The sequence below is a fragment of the Zunongwangia mangrovi genome (genome assembly GCF_900112105.1).
Taxonomy (GTDB): Bacteria; Bacteroidota; Bacteroidia; order Flavobacteriales; family Flavobacteriaceae; genus Zunongwangia; species Zunongwangia mangrovi.
In genome coordinates this window covers 1,158,873-1,176,628 of sequence record NZ_FOKV01000001.1, presented here as the reverse complement: position 1 = coordinate 1,176,628, position 17,756 = coordinate 1,158,873, and the positions used below count along the sequence as shown (strand labels likewise).

10 protein-coding genes are annotated in these 17,756 nt (G+C 36.5%); all 10 read right to left on the bottom strand.

What is annotated here, in order from left to right; all coding sequences use genetic code 11:
* Nucleotides 1-6 precede the first annotated feature (6 nt).
* Entirely contained in the window at nucleotides 7-627 is a 621-nt protein-coding gene (locus BM201_RS05185; protein ID WP_092540286.1) for a low molecular weight phosphatase family protein, read from the bottom strand.
* A gap of 18 nt (nucleotides 628-645) precedes the next feature.
* A complete protein-coding gene (locus tag BM201_RS05180) occupies nucleotides 646-1,137 on the bottom strand; it encodes a DUF6428 family protein (RefSeq protein ID WP_092540285.1) in 492 nt (163 codons plus the stop codon).
* Between the two features lie 97 nt (nucleotides 1,138-1,234).
* The gene (locus BM201_RS05175) at nucleotides 1,235-2,020 is read right to left on the bottom strand and encodes a M90 family metallopeptidase (protein ID WP_092540284.1); all 786 of its coding nucleotides are present in this window, start codon (nucleotides 2,018-2,020) and stop codon (nucleotides 1,235-1,237) included.
* Nucleotides 2,021-2,082: 62 nt separating this feature from the next.
* Nucleotides 2,083-6,141, bottom strand: a complete 4,059-nt coding sequence (locus BM201_RS05170; RefSeq protein ID WP_092540283.1) for a hybrid sensor histidine kinase/response regulator transcription factor — start codon at nucleotides 6,139-6,141, stop codon at nucleotides 2,083-2,085.
* A gap of 341 nt (nucleotides 6,142-6,482) precedes the next feature.
* A complete protein-coding gene (locus tag BM201_RS05165; RefSeq protein WP_092540282.1) occupies nucleotides 6,483-7,625 on the bottom strand; it encodes an endo-1,4-beta-xylanase in 1,143 nt (380 codons plus the stop codon).
* Between the two features lie 220 nt (nucleotides 7,626-7,845).
* A complete protein-coding gene (locus tag BM201_RS05160) occupies nucleotides 7,846-9,987 on the bottom strand; it encodes an endo-1,4-beta-xylanase (RefSeq protein ID WP_092540281.1) in 2,142 nt (713 codons plus the stop codon).
* Between the two features lie 16 nt (nucleotides 9,988-10,003).
* Nucleotides 10,004-11,035, bottom strand: a complete 1,032-nt coding sequence (locus BM201_RS05155) for a DUF5627 domain-containing protein (RefSeq protein ID WP_092540280.1) — start codon at nucleotides 11,033-11,035, stop codon at nucleotides 10,004-10,006.
* Nucleotides 11,036-11,059: 24 nt separating this feature from the next.
* Nucleotides 11,060-12,793 carry a RagB/SusD family nutrient uptake outer membrane protein gene (locus BM201_RS05150; protein ID WP_092540279.1) on the bottom strand — a complete coding sequence of 578 codons (1,734 nt, stop codon included), beginning with the start codon at nucleotides 12,791-12,793 and terminating at the stop codon, nucleotides 11,060-11,062.
* Nucleotides 12,794-12,813: 20 nt separating this feature from the next.
* Entirely contained in the window at nucleotides 12,814-15,825 is a 3,012-nt protein-coding gene (locus BM201_RS05145; protein WP_092540278.1) for a SusC/RagA family TonB-linked outer membrane protein, read from the bottom strand.
* Nucleotides 15,826-15,857: 32 nt separating this feature from the next.
* Nucleotides 15,858-17,747: a RagB/SusD family nutrient uptake outer membrane protein gene (locus BM201_RS05140; protein ID WP_092540277.1), complete on the bottom strand. Its 1,890-nt coding sequence runs from the start codon at nucleotides 17,745-17,747 to the stop codon at nucleotides 15,858-15,860.
* Nucleotides 17,748-17,756 lie beyond the last annotated feature (9 nt).

Sequence of the window (17,756 nt, the reverse complement as noted above, 5' to 3'; positions counted from 1 at the left end):
AATTCTTTATTTTGAAAGTTCTTTGGCTTTTGTAAATACGTACAATAGATCTGTTGCGATCTCTTTGCTCTTTTCCTGATATTTCTCCAACTCTTCTGGCGTACCATCGCTTACTTTAGGATCTTCGAAAGTAAAAGGGATTCTAGCATCGGCTCCCGGCACAAAAGGACAGGCTTCATTGGCCTGAGAACACGTCATTACCGCTGCGAAGTTTTTCTGCGGATTAAAACCATGATCATAAACTTTCGAAAAACTAATGATCGGCAAGGCATCTTCAGCAAATTTTAAATAGCAAACCGGATTTTTATCTTCTGAAAGTTTCTCTACGGAAAAACCTACACTTTGAAAGGCTTTTAATACTGAAGGATATACCGCCGTAGCTTCTGTTCCACCAGAATAAGAACGCACATCTTTTAACCCTAAATATTCAGCAATGGTTTGTGCCCAGATTTGTGAAAAATGACTTCTTCTTGAATTGTGCGTACAGATAAAATTGAGGTTTACAGGATCCTTCTTTTGAATTTTTTCAGCAATAAAAGAAACAAATCCGTCTAAAGCATTTTTACGTTCTTCACTAATTTTATTGATATCTAAAGCATCAATAAATTCTTGGATAGCATTATACATTTTGAGGTATATTTTCGATTAGCAACAACCAGATCCAGACTTACAAGCAGTAGCTACAGCAGCTGTTTCCGTGAGATCTTTTAAACTTCTTTTTGGCTTTTCTGAAGCGGTTTCTGGAATTCCGCATTGATCCTGGGCAAGACATGTGGTAAATTTATTGACTAGCAAAAATCGCTCGCCATTAAATTCAAGATCATATTTACCTATAGTATTTTCCTGGTATTCAACTTCAATTTCTGAATTTTCATCTAAATGCAGTACATTTTCTGAAAGTTCGATGATCGAAAGTAATTTCTCTGGATGCAAGCGATGATCGTAGTCATTTGCTTCCCATAACTGAAAGCTCGCTTTGGCTTCGTCTCTAAGCGTACCGCCACAGTCTATAAATTTCTTTTCTACACGACCAATTTCGGTAACATGAAAATGAGAGGGCACTAAGTTGCCATCTGGCAATTCAAATTCGATAGTCGTTTTTTCCTTTAATATCTTCTTTATTTCTGCTAATTTCATAAGTCTGAATTTTAATTATCGTAATATTACGATTAAACTTCATTGCAATATTACGATAATTAAGTAGACTTTTAAAAGTGGAGCTTAAATTTTTTATTTAAATATGTTCTTCAGGGAAATAGCAATCGTGAAGCATCTTGTAAACATCGGGATGTTTACGCTTTAATCGCTTAGGATTTTCGAAAAAATATTCACTGGCTGTGGCGAGAAATTCGGCTTCGTTCGTACCGCCATAATTTCGAATATCAGATTTATTTCTATTAATAGCTTCCATTTCTTCGTGTACCATTTTTAGCCACGGAATGGTGTAAGCTTGTTTTAATAATCGCTCGGGGACACCATCTGTTACACCATCTACTTTATCAATTAAATGAACAAATTCATGAATCCCGGTATTTAAACGATCATTGTAATTCTTAAAACCACCATGTAAAGCACGACGGGAAAGGATCATTTGATGCTCGAATCTCCCAGTTCCCACCAATCCCATCACAATTTTATCTTCTCCGCTATTTTCAAAAACTAGATTTTTATTGAAATGATCTGGATACAAGATCACTGTGCTTAAGTTAGAATAATGCCAGTTCTTAAAACCAAAAACAGGGATCACCGCACTTGATGCAACTAAAATTTTATCTAAATCTTCTAATTTAAACGAAACGCTCTCGATATAAACTTCACTTAAGAAGATCATGATTCGCTGCTGAAATCTATTTTGTTCCGAAGTAGATAATTCGGCATAAAACTCAACGTGATCTAATAACAATTGATGCCAGTTTGCAGGAAATGCTGCTATTTTCTTTTTCTTCTTGTGGGTAATCCTGTAAATAATAAAGGCTGCAACGATCACCACTACCAGAATGGCTTGAAAAAGTTTATCCATTTAGAATATGCGTTTCAAAAAATTCAGCTTAAAAATACCTAAAATCGATTCTAATTTTAAGCTTAAACTTCTAAATGTTTCTTCCGGTAATTACTGGGCGTCATCCCGTAGAGGTCCTTAAACTTTGTAGAAAATTTTGAAGTACTCGAGAATCCCACAGCATAGGCAACCTCAGCAATATTTGTACGTTTAGAAACCAACAATGTTGCTGCTTGCTTTAACCTGATATTTGTGATCAATTCTCCCGCAGACTGATTGGTGAGTTGTTTTAATTTTCTGTATAAATGCACGCGACTAATCCCTAATTCTCCCGCGATCATTTCTACATTAAGATCTGGGTTATTGGTATTATCGTTTACCAACTGCATAAATTTCTCTAACAAAGCTTCATCGCCAGATTTAATATCTACTTTTTTGATTTTATCTTCCTGAAGTTGATTTCCTGCATACGTATTCTTTAACAGCGTCCTGTTCTTTATAAGGTTTTTAGCCGTTTTTCTAAGAATCTCGATATTGAAGGGTTTATTGATATACGCATCTACACCAATATCCAGGCCTTCAATATTGGTTTCTTTATCGGTTTTTCCTGTAAGTAAAATAACAGGCACATGATTAATGTAGATATTCTTTTTGATTTTTCGGGTAAAAGTGATTCCATCCATTTCGGGCATCATCACATCACTAATAATAAGATCTGGCGGATTTTTAGCCACTTCTGGGAAAGCAACTTTTGCATTCGGGAAGGTATGCACATTGTAAGTTTCCTTAAATTCGCCAGCAATATAATTCCTTATCTCATCATCATCATCGACGATAAAAACGGTAGGAATATTTTTTTCTGTAGCGTCTTCTTCAAATTCTTCAGAAGAGGAATTCAATAAATTCACTTTAGTCTCATTTGTGAATTCTGTAGGCAATTCTAAGACTATATCCTTTTCATCTAAATGATCTTTTCCTAAAGGCGCCGTGATCACGAACTTACAGCCAGGCTGATCTTTATTGTTTTCGGCTTTTACCGTGCCGTGATGAAGTTCTGCAATAGATTTAGTTAAATGAAGCCCTATACCGGTTCCTTCGAACTGGCGGTGTTCTTTACTCGAAATTCGATAAAATCGATTGAAAATATTTTCAATATCGCTTTCTTTAATTCCTACACCATTGTCTTTAATCACAATGCTAAACTTCTTCCAGTTTTCGCTGGCTTCGATATCGATTTCTATATTGCCGCCCTGTGGCGTAAATTTTATCGCGTTAGAGATCACATTTTGAATGATCTTATCAAAGTGACGCGGATCGATATATGCATACAACTCTTCTTCACGATGCCTTACTTCAAAATGAATACGCCTGCTTTCTACCTGATCGTCAAAAAGGGAAACTATTTTTTTAATAAAGCTTATGATCTCTGTTTTTCTAAATTTAAGCTCAATTTTTCCCTGGTCGATCTTTCTAGCGTTAATTAACTGGTTTAGCAAATGAAGCATACGCTCTGAGTTACGCTCCATGATCTTATAAAGTCTTTGACGCTCGGGTTGAGAATCGTTTTTGATCAACTTATTCAGAGGGTTCATGATAAGCGTGATTGGCGTTTTAAGATCGTGAGAAATGTTGGTTAGAAACTGTAATTTCGCCTCGTTCATCTCTTCAGCCTGCAAATGCGCTTCTAATTTCTTCTTTGTACTTTGTCTTTGCCTAATGATCTGGATGATCACGTAGGTAATAAACATAAACAGAAACACGTAGGCCAGTTTAGCCCAACTAGATAGATACCATGGCGCATGAATTACAATGATGAGTGATCTCGCACCGGTATATTCATCAATATCCTTCGCCTTTACTCTAAAATTATAAGTACCGGGATCAAGATCGTTAAAAGTTACGGTGTTCATTCCCGGTCGTAATTTTATCCAGTTTTCAGAATTTAAAGAATAGGCATAAGTGATCCATTCCTGGTGTTTAAAAGAAAAAGAGGAGAATTCGATACTAAAATCATTATCAAAATGAGCCAATTCTATCGTATCTGCTTCTATGATTGGCTTGTTGATTATCGAATATGAACCAGATTTCATACCTTTTTTTACGGGTTCGTCCTGCAGATAAAATTCTGTTATCCTAAGATCGATATTACTTCCTGTAGCTTCTATTTCTGAAGGTTGAAAAAATGTAATTCCGTTAGTATTTCCAAAATATAACTTTCCATCCTTATCTGAAAATGAAGCATTTTTATTGAATTCATTTCCCTGAAGTCCATCCCTGAAATAGTAATTTTTAAATTGCTTAGTTTCCCTTTCGAACTTAGCGATCCCATGGTTTGTACTAATCCATAAATTATTCTCCATGTCGGGTTCGATAGCACAGATCACATTACTGGGTAAACCATCTGAAGTATTGTAAACTCTTGTGATTGTATCGTTTTTGGGTTTAAAATATAAACCTTCTGAAGTGCCTATCCACAAGTTAAGTTCTTCATCTTCGTAAAGATTATAAATGATCTTATTTCCAAGGATATGATCTTCCCCGCTTTCATTTAGAAAAGTATTCTTGTTAAGATCTAAAGCCGACAAACCATCATAGGTCCCAATATATAGTTTATTGGTCTTGGAGAATAATAAACAGTTGATCCACTTATTATTTATATCTTCTAAACCGTCCTTTTTTTCTATTCGATTATAATTACTGAAGCTTTTAGTAGTTATATCGTATTTAAAGAGTCCGTAACCAAGTGAGCCAATCCAAACGTCTTTTTTATCATCTTCAGCAAAGGCATAAATTCGTTCTACACGATTACCTTTTTCGTCTTTTAATTCAGTACTAAAATCTAATTCGTTTTTAGTTCTATTCAACTTTGCCAAACCTTGAAGGTATGTTCCTACCCAAAGTGTATTATTGGCATCCTGAAACAAGCTCATCACACTGGCCGAGCCCTGCCCCGTATTAGCGGTTATATGAGATTTTTGTCTTGTATTTGTACTAATCCCATAAAGTCCGTCACCATCGGTGCCCACCCAAAGTGTTTCTTCGTTATCTTTTACAAGGGAAACAATGCTGTTAGATCCAATAATATTATTTTTTACAGACTGGTAACCTATATATTCAAAATTATGCGCTCGATCTGGCACCAGCAAAACACCCTTCTGGTAAATACCTAACCAAAAATTATTGGCCTTATCCTGAATTATAGAATGAATCTTTGTTTTCGTAAAATCGAAATTAGCGATACTAAAGTCATTTTCTCTTAGTTTATTATTTGCAGGATCGTACACCCAAAGCCCCTTACCATCGGTTCCTACCATAACTTCATTCTGGTTGCTTATCTGCAAAGATTTTACCGGCAAGTTTTGGGAATCTTCAATAAAAGAGAATTCGTCTAATTCACGATCATAACTAAACAACCCCTTACTTAAGCTACCAACATATAAATCTTCGCTTTCGCTTTCAGCAATAGTAGATATTGAAGCATCTACATCAGAATTTATAAAATATGCTGTTACCTGATTCTCTGCATCGATCTTATAAAGTCCCAAGTTTTGGCTGGAAACCCATAAATTCCCTTTTGTATCTTCAAAAAGATCTTCGAAATACTTTTCGGGCAGCGTACTTACAATTTGCCGGGCAACTAATTTATCTTCATTTCTTTCTAATTTCACTATACCCTGACCTGAAGTACTAAACAGAATCTCACCTGTTTTTCGTTCTAAAATTGAAATTACATGAGATGGATATAAGTAATTATTTCCCACGTATATAGGAATATCATGAAATTCCTCGGTTGCATAGTCGTAGTATTGCAAGCCATTAAAAAAACCGAAATACAATCTCCCACTACTATCCTGGTATATCGACTTTACATAATTATTTTTAAGAGAAGTAGAATCGTTCTTGTTTTGTTTGTAGACTGAAAACTTAGCACCATCATATTTATTTAAACCATCCTCTGTTGCAATCCAAACAAAACCTTTATCGTCTTGATAGATTTGGTTAATTAAACTGCTGGAAAGATCGGCATCGGTAGAAAACAATTTCCCAACCTGTGCATAACTAAGACTTTGCGCTATGAGAAAAAGAAACAACCCAAATACATACTTGTAGTATCGGAAATTATCTTTGGCCGTTTTATTCATTAATCTCGTATTTCAATTAGCAGAGAAGTTTGATTCTTTTTCAAGGTAAAAAACCATCTAAAAACTCTTATAGTTTTATTGACTACAAATTAGTATATTTTAATGATTTTTCAATATAAAACCCAAAATAAAAATATTTATCAAATAATCACTTCTTAATATTGATAAAACATACTTATTGAAGTTTTATTTTAAAATACACACTTTACTTTTCAAGCTATTTTATAGTATTGAAGAAACAGATTGATAATAGAAGACAACCGGACTATTTTTTCAAACAAATTTTAAACTTTTGAATGGAATCAGAATAAATTTTAATAGTCCGAGTTGTCTGGAGGAAACTATTGTGCAGCTAAATCAATTAAATTTTTCACCACTGGCTTTGGTTGGTTTTGCCTGTCGAATAACAGAGGGTAATCTGTTCTTCCCGCCACAGGCCAGTCATTTTTCCAGGAATTCCCGTCGTTTACACCCCAAAATGTTATTCTAGAAATCTTATCCTTATGTTTTAAAAACAGCTTAAAAAAGCTCAAATATCGATCTGTAAATTGTTGTTCTACATTCTTAGGTAATTGTTCTGGAAAAGGATTCATTTCATCTTCATATTCGAAGTTATCTGAAATATTTGCTCCGGCATCGCCCCAAGGCGAAGGCAACACACTAAGATCTAATTCTGATATAGCGACTTCACCTAACTGGCCAAAAGCTTCTATGCTTTTTTCGAACTCAGAAATTTCAGGATAATTTAAGCCAATATGACCTTGCATACCTATACCGTGAATAGGCACGTTATTATCCTTAAGGTCTGTAACCATTCTTACTACACCGGCTCTTTTTTTAGGATTTGCCATGGAGTAATCGTTATAATATAATTTTGCATCTGGATCTGCCTGATGCGCGAACTTAAAGGCTAATTTTATATAATCCTCGCCTATAATTTTATAAAATTTACTTTCGCGAAGGCTCCCATCATCCAGAATAGCTTCATTAACTACATCCCAGGATTTTATTTTCCCTTTATATCTTTCTACAAGTGTAAAAATGTGCTCTTTCATTCTGGAGATCAACTCCTCTCTACTCACGTCTTCTCCATTTTCATCTACAAAAAACCATTTGGGAGTTTGTGAGTGCCAAACCAGGGTGTGCCCATGGATCGCCATATTATTTTCTTCTCCAAAATCAACGAATTGATCTGTAATTTCGAAATTGAATTTTGCATCATCAGATCGAATTCGGCCACTTTTCATACAGTTTTCAGCAACGATCGAGTTAAAATGAGATTTTACCACATTTGTCTCGTCTAAATTTTTACCGGTGATCTGGCTGGTATTTAATGCTGTTCCTATTAAAAATTGATCTTTAAAGGCCTCCTTTAAAGAAACAACTTCAGTATTTGCTTCAGGTTCCTTATTTGTTCTAAAACTGTAAATAACGAAACCTACGCATACCAAAAGAATAGCTGAGGCAATTATTCTTTTAATCATAATATCTATTAATCTTTGTGGGTGTTTTTAATGTTTGATTTGAAATTGATCATTAGATTAAAAAGTTCTCCCGTAAACACTAAGTTCATTCAGCAAAAGTTACACTGCCACCTCAACAATAATACTGCGACGCATTGTTGATGCAGCTTTAAAGTGCTACAGGAGAACTACTAAGTAAAAATCACAAGTATCTAAAATTCAATTTATGCCGCAGTATTTCTTACATATCGCTTAAGGCTTCGGCAAAGCTTTTATAAGCAGGTTTTCTGTTTAGATTGATATCCCATAATCCCTGGTACTCTCCTGCAAGCCAACTTGCATTTTCTGGGCTATCGCTTATTCCCCAAACTGTAATCCCATAGCGTTGTTCTTTAGGTACATTTGCGAGATAAGATTCTACTACGAACCTGTACATATCGGCTTGTTGTTCCAACACCTCTGGTGTAGGCTCGTCTGCATTTGTTCTTACATCTAGCTCAGAAACCTTTACCAGTTTCCCTGAAGCTGCGAGCAACCTAAACATTTCAGCAATTTTCTCTCTATCAGAATCTATACTAATATGCATTTGAGTTCCTATACCATCTACCTGAGCTCCCTGACTTTCGATATATTCTACATATTCGATAATCCCCTTACACTTATCCAGGTTATATTCCAGATTGTAATCGTTAATAAAAAGGAGATCCTCTGGTTCGCCATATTGTCTTGCTAAATTGAAGGCTTTAACTGCATAATCTTTACCCAGGTAATCCTGCCAGTAAAATTCGTCATCCTGAACATTAGAGTCTCTTGCCTCGCTTTTTAACTCGTAAGGATTACCATCGTCCATTGGTTCATTTACCACATCCCAGGCATCGACATAAGGTGTTGCGGTAACAACAGTAGAAATATATCGTTCTAATTCTTCTTCTATAATTGCAGATTTCGTAGCATCGTCTCTTACTAATATTGTCGTTGAACCGCCACCACCGGCTGCATTGGTTAAACTTACATTATCAAGATAAACGGTTCCTGCAAATTCACCATAACTAAAGATTAATCTTCCTCTATCGTCAGCATTTACAGTTGTTTGTACTTCTACCCTTTTCCACTCTGTACCCACGTTAACCTGCCCAAAACCGTCTGAGCTATAATTTGGGCTTTGCAATTCTGGTCTTATAATACCTTCAGCATCACCTTTTACCCAAAAACTAAGAATATAGGTTTCTCCACTTTCCAAAGGTTCAGGAAAATTATAGACTGTTTGTACAGACCAATATCCTGATGTTATCGAAGGATTGGTTACAAAAAATGCCTTCCCTTCGTTACCAAAGCCTAAGCCGTCTTCTGTAAGTCCTCTGGTAGATCCATTACCCCAGCCTCCCCAGCCGGTACCACTTTCGAAGTTTCCATTAGCGACTAAATTGTTTTGCATAGGTTCTCCCTCTAGATCATAAACATAAAGATTGGTAATATCTATCATGTAATTTACACCTGGCTGAGCTCCAAAATTGAAATTAAGACTGAAAGAATCTGACTCAAAATCACTGATTCTGAAACGTATTTCTTTCCATGCAAAATCTGTTTGAAAAGTTTCTGTAGCCTCGCCATCATTATTATAATCTATAAGTGGCATATTTTCATTTAATCCATCAAAACTTATACTTACTTCCCCGGGCATATCAGACTTTATAAAAAAGATCACCTCATATTCATGATCTGTCATTACAGGGATATCTGGAGTACTAAACTGGAAATCTTCAGCATGGGCTGAACCAGAAGGCACAGCAAATTGTATCGCATTCGTTTCGTCCCCTATTCCTTCATTTTCTGCAATCGTAATATTTTCTTCCGCAGTATTAGAAGTATAACCCGTAAAACTACCATCCATTAAACCAGATTTATCGAGATCGTTAGGAATAGATGGAGACTCTATCACCAAAGGTTCTAAAAGACTATTTAAGTAGCTTGCATTTTGATTAGCATGCCAGGTTAAAGTATGTCCATAAATACTGGTTCCTGCCTGCTCTGCAGTTGTTATAAGTTCATTAACCTGTGTTAGATCTATATCTCCGTTAGCACGAACTATAGCTCCATGCTTCATACCGTAGTGCAAGGTCAACTCATCAAAATTTCTGTTGATCAACCGGTGCATCACCCCTTTGTTATTATATTCTGAAATTGAAACTGCTCCGCCTAATTTAAAATCTGCATTAGAAGTACTATTTATATAACTTTTCAAAGAGGCGTATTCGTTTATTTCCTGTTGCGCATCCCAACCTTCTGGTTTTTCAACTTCGAACTCTAATGGATCTGGATCTGCACAAGAACTAATTATCGACAACAATCCACCAAAAACAAGTAAGCGATTTAAATATTTCATAATCAATATCTTTATATTATTCTAATACTGGTGAGAAAGTTTCCATTGTCACACCTCGATCTCTTAATACTAATGTATCCTGAGTACTCACCGTAATTTCCTCTAGATTCACCTGATAGTCCAGATATAATGCATTTCTATCTTTACCTCCCCAACTATTTTCTTCTCCATCTTTTACAAACTGGCCACTTCCTGAAGCGGTATAATCCTCTGAAGCTGCACTAACAGTACAATTGCCGGAATCATCAAAACTTAAGATCAGTGTGCAGTTCACTGCATAACCCTCACTGTTTTGAAAAACAAGATCTAAAGAAACATCTTCTAAAGCTGTAGTGGTTAGAGAAGTAACCTCATCATCTACCACGTATTCTTCTCTTCTTACTACGGTATCATCTAAATCCTCGTTACCAGGTGTTCCTTCGATAACATCTACACCTCTGCGCAGATAATTACCATGCCAGGGATTTACATATTTTACTGCATAAAGAATAAAATCTTTAGGCACCACATCCCAATCTTCTGCAACCGGTTTTCTTGCTCCGGCCATAAGTGGCACTCCAGATAAAATAGAGTCGGCACTCATAACATTTGTCATTTCCAATGGTATCACATAATTTCTACCAATAGCCTGCTCGTCTTCAAAAAAGGCATCTGTTAATTGAAATTCTACACCTCCAATCAATTCTCCTTTTGGGATCATGATTTGATCTGCAGCAAGCGTATAATAGCTCTGTGGCATTGCCTGCACAGGGCTCCCATTTTCTTCAAACAAAAGTCCATCTACCAAAGAATTATTAACCTGAACGTCTATTAAAACATCCTGAGGATTATTGTAAGTACCACCTGTTGTAGCCATAATTACAGCTTTACCTTCATTATCCAGCGTAGTATCAAAAATATCCTCTCCCAAAGTGATAGTTCTTATGGGATACTGATAAGCAAAATACACGGTTTGAAATTCGTAATCTGGAAACTCCCAACTATCATTCTCACAAGAAGTAAGCCCGGCAAGAACTAATAATGCGATTATATATATTCTATTTTTCATCTTCTATCTTTTTATATTCAATAATTACCAGCCTTGATTTTGAAGCAAAGCATCATACTTTAGAACCTCGCTAAATGGTATAGGCCCATATCGCATATATTCTTCGTAGACTCTATTTTCTACATTTATCGTTTCATGGTTACCATTTTGTATACTAACCCCACGCGCCTGCTCATTTAGATCTTCATCCCAACGACGTAGGTCCCAAAAACGCAAGCCTTCAAAACATAATTCCAGGCGTCTTTCATTACGTATTAATTCTCGCATTGCGTCCTGATCTGTCCCTGCTATTGCTAAATATTCATCGGGCTGAGTTATTCCTGCTCTTTCTCTAATGGCCTGAATTACATCGTAGGCTGAAAATCCAAAGCTACCAGTTCCCTGTGGACCCCAGGCCTCATTTGCTGCCTCTGCATAGATTAAGTATAATTCTGTATAACGTAACCTTGATCTATAATGCTGTTGCGTATTGTTGATCACCGGATCCAGATTAACATCCTGTCTTAGTAGTTTTCTTAAATAATATCCTGTCCTTGTAGAAGTTTCTACTGCATTCAATGCGTCGTTAGTAGTCCCATCTGCAGCTGTGATTATTGTTTCATTATTTGCACCAGCCGTGCTTCCATTAACCAATACATAATGATCTAGTCTTGGATCCCTGTTAGCGTATGGATTCTCTGCATCAAAACCACTGGCAGGATCATCGATTGGATATCCGTTAGCCATTGGAAAAGAATTTACAAGGTTTTGCGTAGGATTAATTCTACCATCACCAAATAAGGTTGGTGGAAAATTTTGTTGCTCTAAGGTGCTGGTTTCAGTTACATCTGTACGCCAGATAATTTCAGGTGGATTATCACCTCCTCCTATAGAACTAATTTGAGCTGTATTTTTGTACCAGGTATGTCCATCTGGTGCGATTCCGCCTACACCACCATTCGATGCTAAAACATCACCGGCATAATTTGCTACATCCTGCCATGTTGTTGTATTTCCACTGGCATAAGCAGGGCTAGCTGCTAATAACGCTGCTTTAGCTTGAAAAGACTTTGCGATTCTGGCCGTCATTCTTTGTTTTGCATACTCTCCAAAAACACGGTTATAATCTGCCAAATCTGAATATCCAGCTGGTAAATTATCTAATGTTTCGTAATCTAATGGTAGTAATTCTTCAGCCATTGCAACATCTGAATATAATTGTTGCATACAAGCCTCGAAAGTTGCTCTAGGCTGATTAAAATCTGAATCGGTTTGTTCTGGCTCTAATACAATTGGCACGCCTAAAAGTTCACCATTTACCCAACCTGAGTGTTGTCTTAGTAAGTAATACATATATAATGCTCTAAGACCGTAAGCTTCTCCTTTAAGTCGATCATTAAACATCGCACTAATATCTTCGTCCGAAGCCCAGGTCACTTTATCTGCTTCAGCTAAAAAAATATTTAAATATTGAATCGCAGCACGTGCATTTCTCCATTGATCGAAAGGGTTATTTTGAGCCGTCCATTGGCCTGTAGCTATCTCTCTGTATTGATTATCTATATCGTTACTAACTGCATCGTCTGTAGCGACATCACTAAAAGAGTAATTATTATTAGGTAATCTTGTATATCCATTAAGTAATATACCCTGCGCATATTCTGCTTCAGCATACATATCCTCAAGACTTCTGTTGTTTTCTATCGCTGGCTCTAAAAGATCATCACAGCTTGTCATAGAAACGACTATAAATAAAAGAAGTAGTATTTTACTTTTCATTTCCGTCCTTTTTTTAATTTTTAAAATATTGCTTTAATCCCCAGATTATAGAATCTATTTTGTGGCGCACCTCCAACGCTTAATTCCAAAATTTCACGCTCTGGCGAAACTGTTAAAAGGTTTGTCCCACCTACATACACACCAATCTCTTGCACAAAAGATCTATTAAACATGGCTTTAGGCAGATTATAAGATATCTGTACTTTGGCCAGATCAAAACGATCTGTAGAATACATCCAGAAATCTGAACTTCTAAAGTTGTTATTACTTGTAGTAGTTGTTAATCTTGGATAGGTAGCAGTTTCGCTGGTTTCTGGTGTCCAACGATCTCTAACTACTTCAGAGTACTTATCTTCTCCATCTACCCAGAAATATGAGTTATTTCGCATGGCATGAGCACCAAATCTTCCCATTCCTAAAGCAAAAAAGCTAAAGTTTTTCCACTCGGCCGTAAAATTTATTCCTAATGTGAACGGGGCTCCAAACCAACCGGCTTTTCCTAAATACACTACATCCTGGTTATCTACAAGTCCGTCTCCGTTTTGATCGATATATTTGATATCTCCTGGCTGCACTTCTCCAAAACTTGGTGTGGCAGAATTCTCGATTTCTTCTTCATTCATAAAGAAACCATCGTTTTCTAATCCCCAAATACCATCTAAAGAAGTTCCCTGGCGATTTTGATAAGCATCCTCATATCTTTCAGCTCTTTTTGAAGCTTTGGTATCATAATATGTTCCTACGAATCCCAAAGTAGTTTCAACTTCACCTATTTTTTGATTCCAATCAACTCTAAAATCAAAACCAATTCGTTCATCTTCATTATAATTTACAAAAGGAATAAAAGATGAGTTTGGCCAACCTGTGGTAAAATAATTGGGGTACAATATCGAATTTTGCACAATATTTCCAGAAATTCTATTCGCAAAGAACGATCCCTGCACATAAAATAAATTATTGAGTAAGGAGGCTTCTAAACCAAAGTTTATCTCTTCTCTTTTCGCAAAAGTAAGATCGTAATTTTGCCCTCTTCTAGAATCTGTAGATCTACTTAAAGCTCCGTCACGCCAGTTAAACCAGGCCCCATCAGTTTGTGTATAGATACTTTCGTAAAGGTAATATTGATCTATATCCATATCTGTATTTAAAATACCTGCAGAAGCCGTTAATTTTAGATCATCAAATACGCTTGAATTCTTTAAGAAATTTTCTTCAGACAACCTCCATCCTAGAGTTAATGTTGGAGAAAAAGCCTGTCTATTGCCTTCCGGTAGCTTAGCTGAATGAACAACTGCCCCACTAAAATCTGCATAGTATTTATCCAAATAGCTATACCCTAAATGAAGCCCAAGGTTTGCATTACTTGTTCTGTGATATTCTTCTGAAACAGATTGCTGAAAACCATTTGCTAACAGAATAGCAGAAATATTATGATCTTCTATCTTAGTCTCATAATTAAACTGTCCTGAAAATGAAATGGTTTGTCGATACCAACTATCACTGATATTTTGAACTCCAGATCTTGCATCCTGACCATATTGCGTTAAACCGGCAATTAAACTCTCACCGTTATAATTGGTCCAACTTGGCTGATAAACAGCATACTCATTATTATATGATTGGTTGTAGGAGGTAGAATAATCTACCCCAAAGCTAGAATGAAAACTTAAACCTTCTAACAAATTAGTAAGATCTGCACCAATACCAGTATTGAATTGAAATTGTCTACTGGTATAATTATTACTGCCACCTGCGTATATCGCAGCAAATGGATTAGTTTGATCTAATTGCGTTCCACCCAGTAGATATTGGTTGTCAATTAAGAAACTGCTATTATTTACATATTGCATGGAATTCTCATCAGATTCTTCGATCATTCCAATCGGAATTAAAGGAGAAAATCTATTAGGTCTTAATCTGGCAGCATCGCCCCAATAATTTGCATTAACACCTCTACCATTGTAATACACAGCAGAAGCTCCTACGGTTGCATATAAATAATCTGTTATATCGATATCTACATTACCTCTAATATTAAATCTTTGATTGCTATTTTTGGAAGCTTCACCAAAGTCTAATAAAGAACCTGCCGTGTAAAAACCTAAATTAGTATAGTATTGAGCAGTTTCATTTCCTCCTGAAATTTGCGCTGTAGCGTCATAACGATTATAACTTTCCTGCAAGTAATCTGACGAGTAATAGTTTACGTCAGGATAACGATAAGGGTTATTACCAGTTGCATGGTTATATATGGTTTCTTCATCATATAGCTCACTTAAGCCATCATTAGCTCGCGCTTCGTTATACAGGGTCATATATTCAGCAGAGCCTAAATATTTTGGAAAGCTCTTTGGCGTATAAAGACCAGCATTCATTCTCACTTCGATCTTTTGCTTCTGGATCTTACCTCTCTTGGTAGTAATTTGAACCACACCTTTCGCAGCTCTACTTCCGTAAAGAGCAACCGCTGCTACTCCCTTCAGAAAACTAATTTGATCGATCTCTGTTGGCAATATACTCCCGGCATCTCTGGGCACCCCATCTATCAAGATTAGATATTCGTTCATTCCCCAGATATTTCCATGAAAACCATTCGCTAGAGCCGTCATATTTTCTAGTGAAGATGTATTGTAACTTTTCTCCATTAATTGTTCAACATCTATCGTTGTAACTCCGCTAATAAGATTACGTTTTTCTACTTTTCGAAAAGCTACATTTACATCTTTATAAGCTTCAATTGGTTCTAAGCTTATATTCTCTATATCTTCTTTTACTATAATTAATCTAGGCTGATATTGATTAGCCTGAATCGTTATTTCTGAAAAAAGAGGAACTGATACTTCAAAAACTCCCAAAGAATCGGTTAAAGTAGTACTAGATGATGTTATGATTGTTGCCCCAGCAATTGGATCTCCACTCTTACCTCGAACGGTGGCCTCTACATCTATTTCTTCAGATGTTTGAGAGAACCCCAAGTATGGTAAAAAGAGGAACAGGGCACTAAAAACTATTTTAAATTGAATATTATTCATTCTCTCTCTGTTTAATATTGAATAAGAAGGGACTACCATCCTGGATTTTGATTTAATTCCATGTACATGTTAACATCCACGTTTTTAAGTGGTAGCCAGTAATGCTTGCTACTATAATTTCTCTCCAGGATCACTTCTTCTCTTAGGTTAAGTACCCTGTTTTGAGAAGGATCATCTGTATTTAATTCACCTGCTCGGTCAAATTCTACAGAGGTTTTTAATGTATATGGACTTTCTGCCAGTAACAACCAGCGTCTTAGGTCATTAAAACGATGTCTTTCAAACGAGAGTTCTACAGCACGTTCACGTCTTATTTCACTCATAAAGTCATCGATATTTCCTAGAAATTTGCTAGCTACATTCCCCACACCTGCTCTATCTCTCACAAAGTTTACTGCATCTACAGCGGTTCTATTGTAATTAGAAACCTGCCCTGTAGGTGATTGATAGGCCTGCGCAGCAGCTTCAGCATACATTAAATACACATCAGCAAGACGCATATATGGTAAGTGAATATTTAAATTATTACCATAACCATAACCCTCGTCGTATTTATTGGCCGTCATTGGTATAAACTTATAAAGCATATATCCCGTTCTACTACCTGTACGTTCATTACGATAGCTTCCTCCTGTAAAAAGATTAGCATATCTGTTATACTCCTCACCGTCTGGCATAGAACCTTGTACGGTTCTTACCCCATCGTACACAATATCATTGTAAAATCTTGGATCTCTGTCTCTCCAAGGATATTCAGGATCATAACCTGATTCTGGATCAGCTTCAGTAATATTTTCTATAGGCAATCCATTTGCCATTCCGTAGAAATCTACATAGTTGGCGGTTGGTAAAAATTTCACATCACCATCAACCAAAATTGGTGCAGGCTGGTACTGTTTTGCCGTACCATAAGTAGATCCATGCGCTCCATAATATGGTCCTCGGAAAATCGCCTCTGTACTTCCAGGCATTTGCCAGTTCTGCCCGGTGGTATAAAAATTAAGGTAATAATCTTCAAAAGGTACAAGAGAATAATCTGCCTGTCCTGATTCACATAGGCTAAGTAACTCTCCAAAAGCTTCTGCAGCCCTTTGAGCATAAGATGTATTATAACTGGTACTACCTGTAGATTCCTGATTCATTAATGGACTTGCTGCCCATAAATAATTTTTACCTAAATAGCCCAACGCCATGATCTTATTAATTCTAAGCTGATTTTTACCTAAGGTCGCTCTACCGGCATCGGTTTCGTCCCAGTCTACAGGAAGTAAATTTGCTGCTTCCTGGAAATCCTGCCCAGCAAGATCTGCTGCTTCGTGATAACTAAGTCTTGGTAATTGAAGTGGCTCATCACTTGGTAAAACTTCATTTATATAAGGCAGCCCTCCAAAATACTGTATGATCTGAAAATGAAACCAACCTCTAAAGAACAATAATTGCCCGCGTATGAGATCCTTTTCTTCCTGTGTAGCATCTGTAAGTTTATCAAGATTAGCCAAACCAATATTTGCTTTTCTAATCCCGTACCAACCAAGAGTCCACATATCTTTACTCATACGGTCATCGTTGGTAGAAGCATCGTTTCTATTCATCCAACCGGCATCCCAACCATCGAATTCGTGTTGCCATGCCCAAAAGTTACCATTCTCGAACTTCACCAGAATATGAAAGTCACGAGCTGTCGATTGAATTTCGTCGTCTCCCCAATTCCAAGAATTCGTCCAGTATGCATTGGTAAAATCTGGAATACAGTGATATAATTCTTCAGTATAGCCCTGGAAATTCGTAAAGTTTTTAAAAGCCTCTTCTTCAGAAACTATAGATTCTGCTTCCCGGTCTAGATAATCTTCACAAGATGTGATAAAAACCAGTGCACAAATAGCTAAACTTAGTTTTATAGTATTTTTGAAATAAATTTTCATAACAGCTCG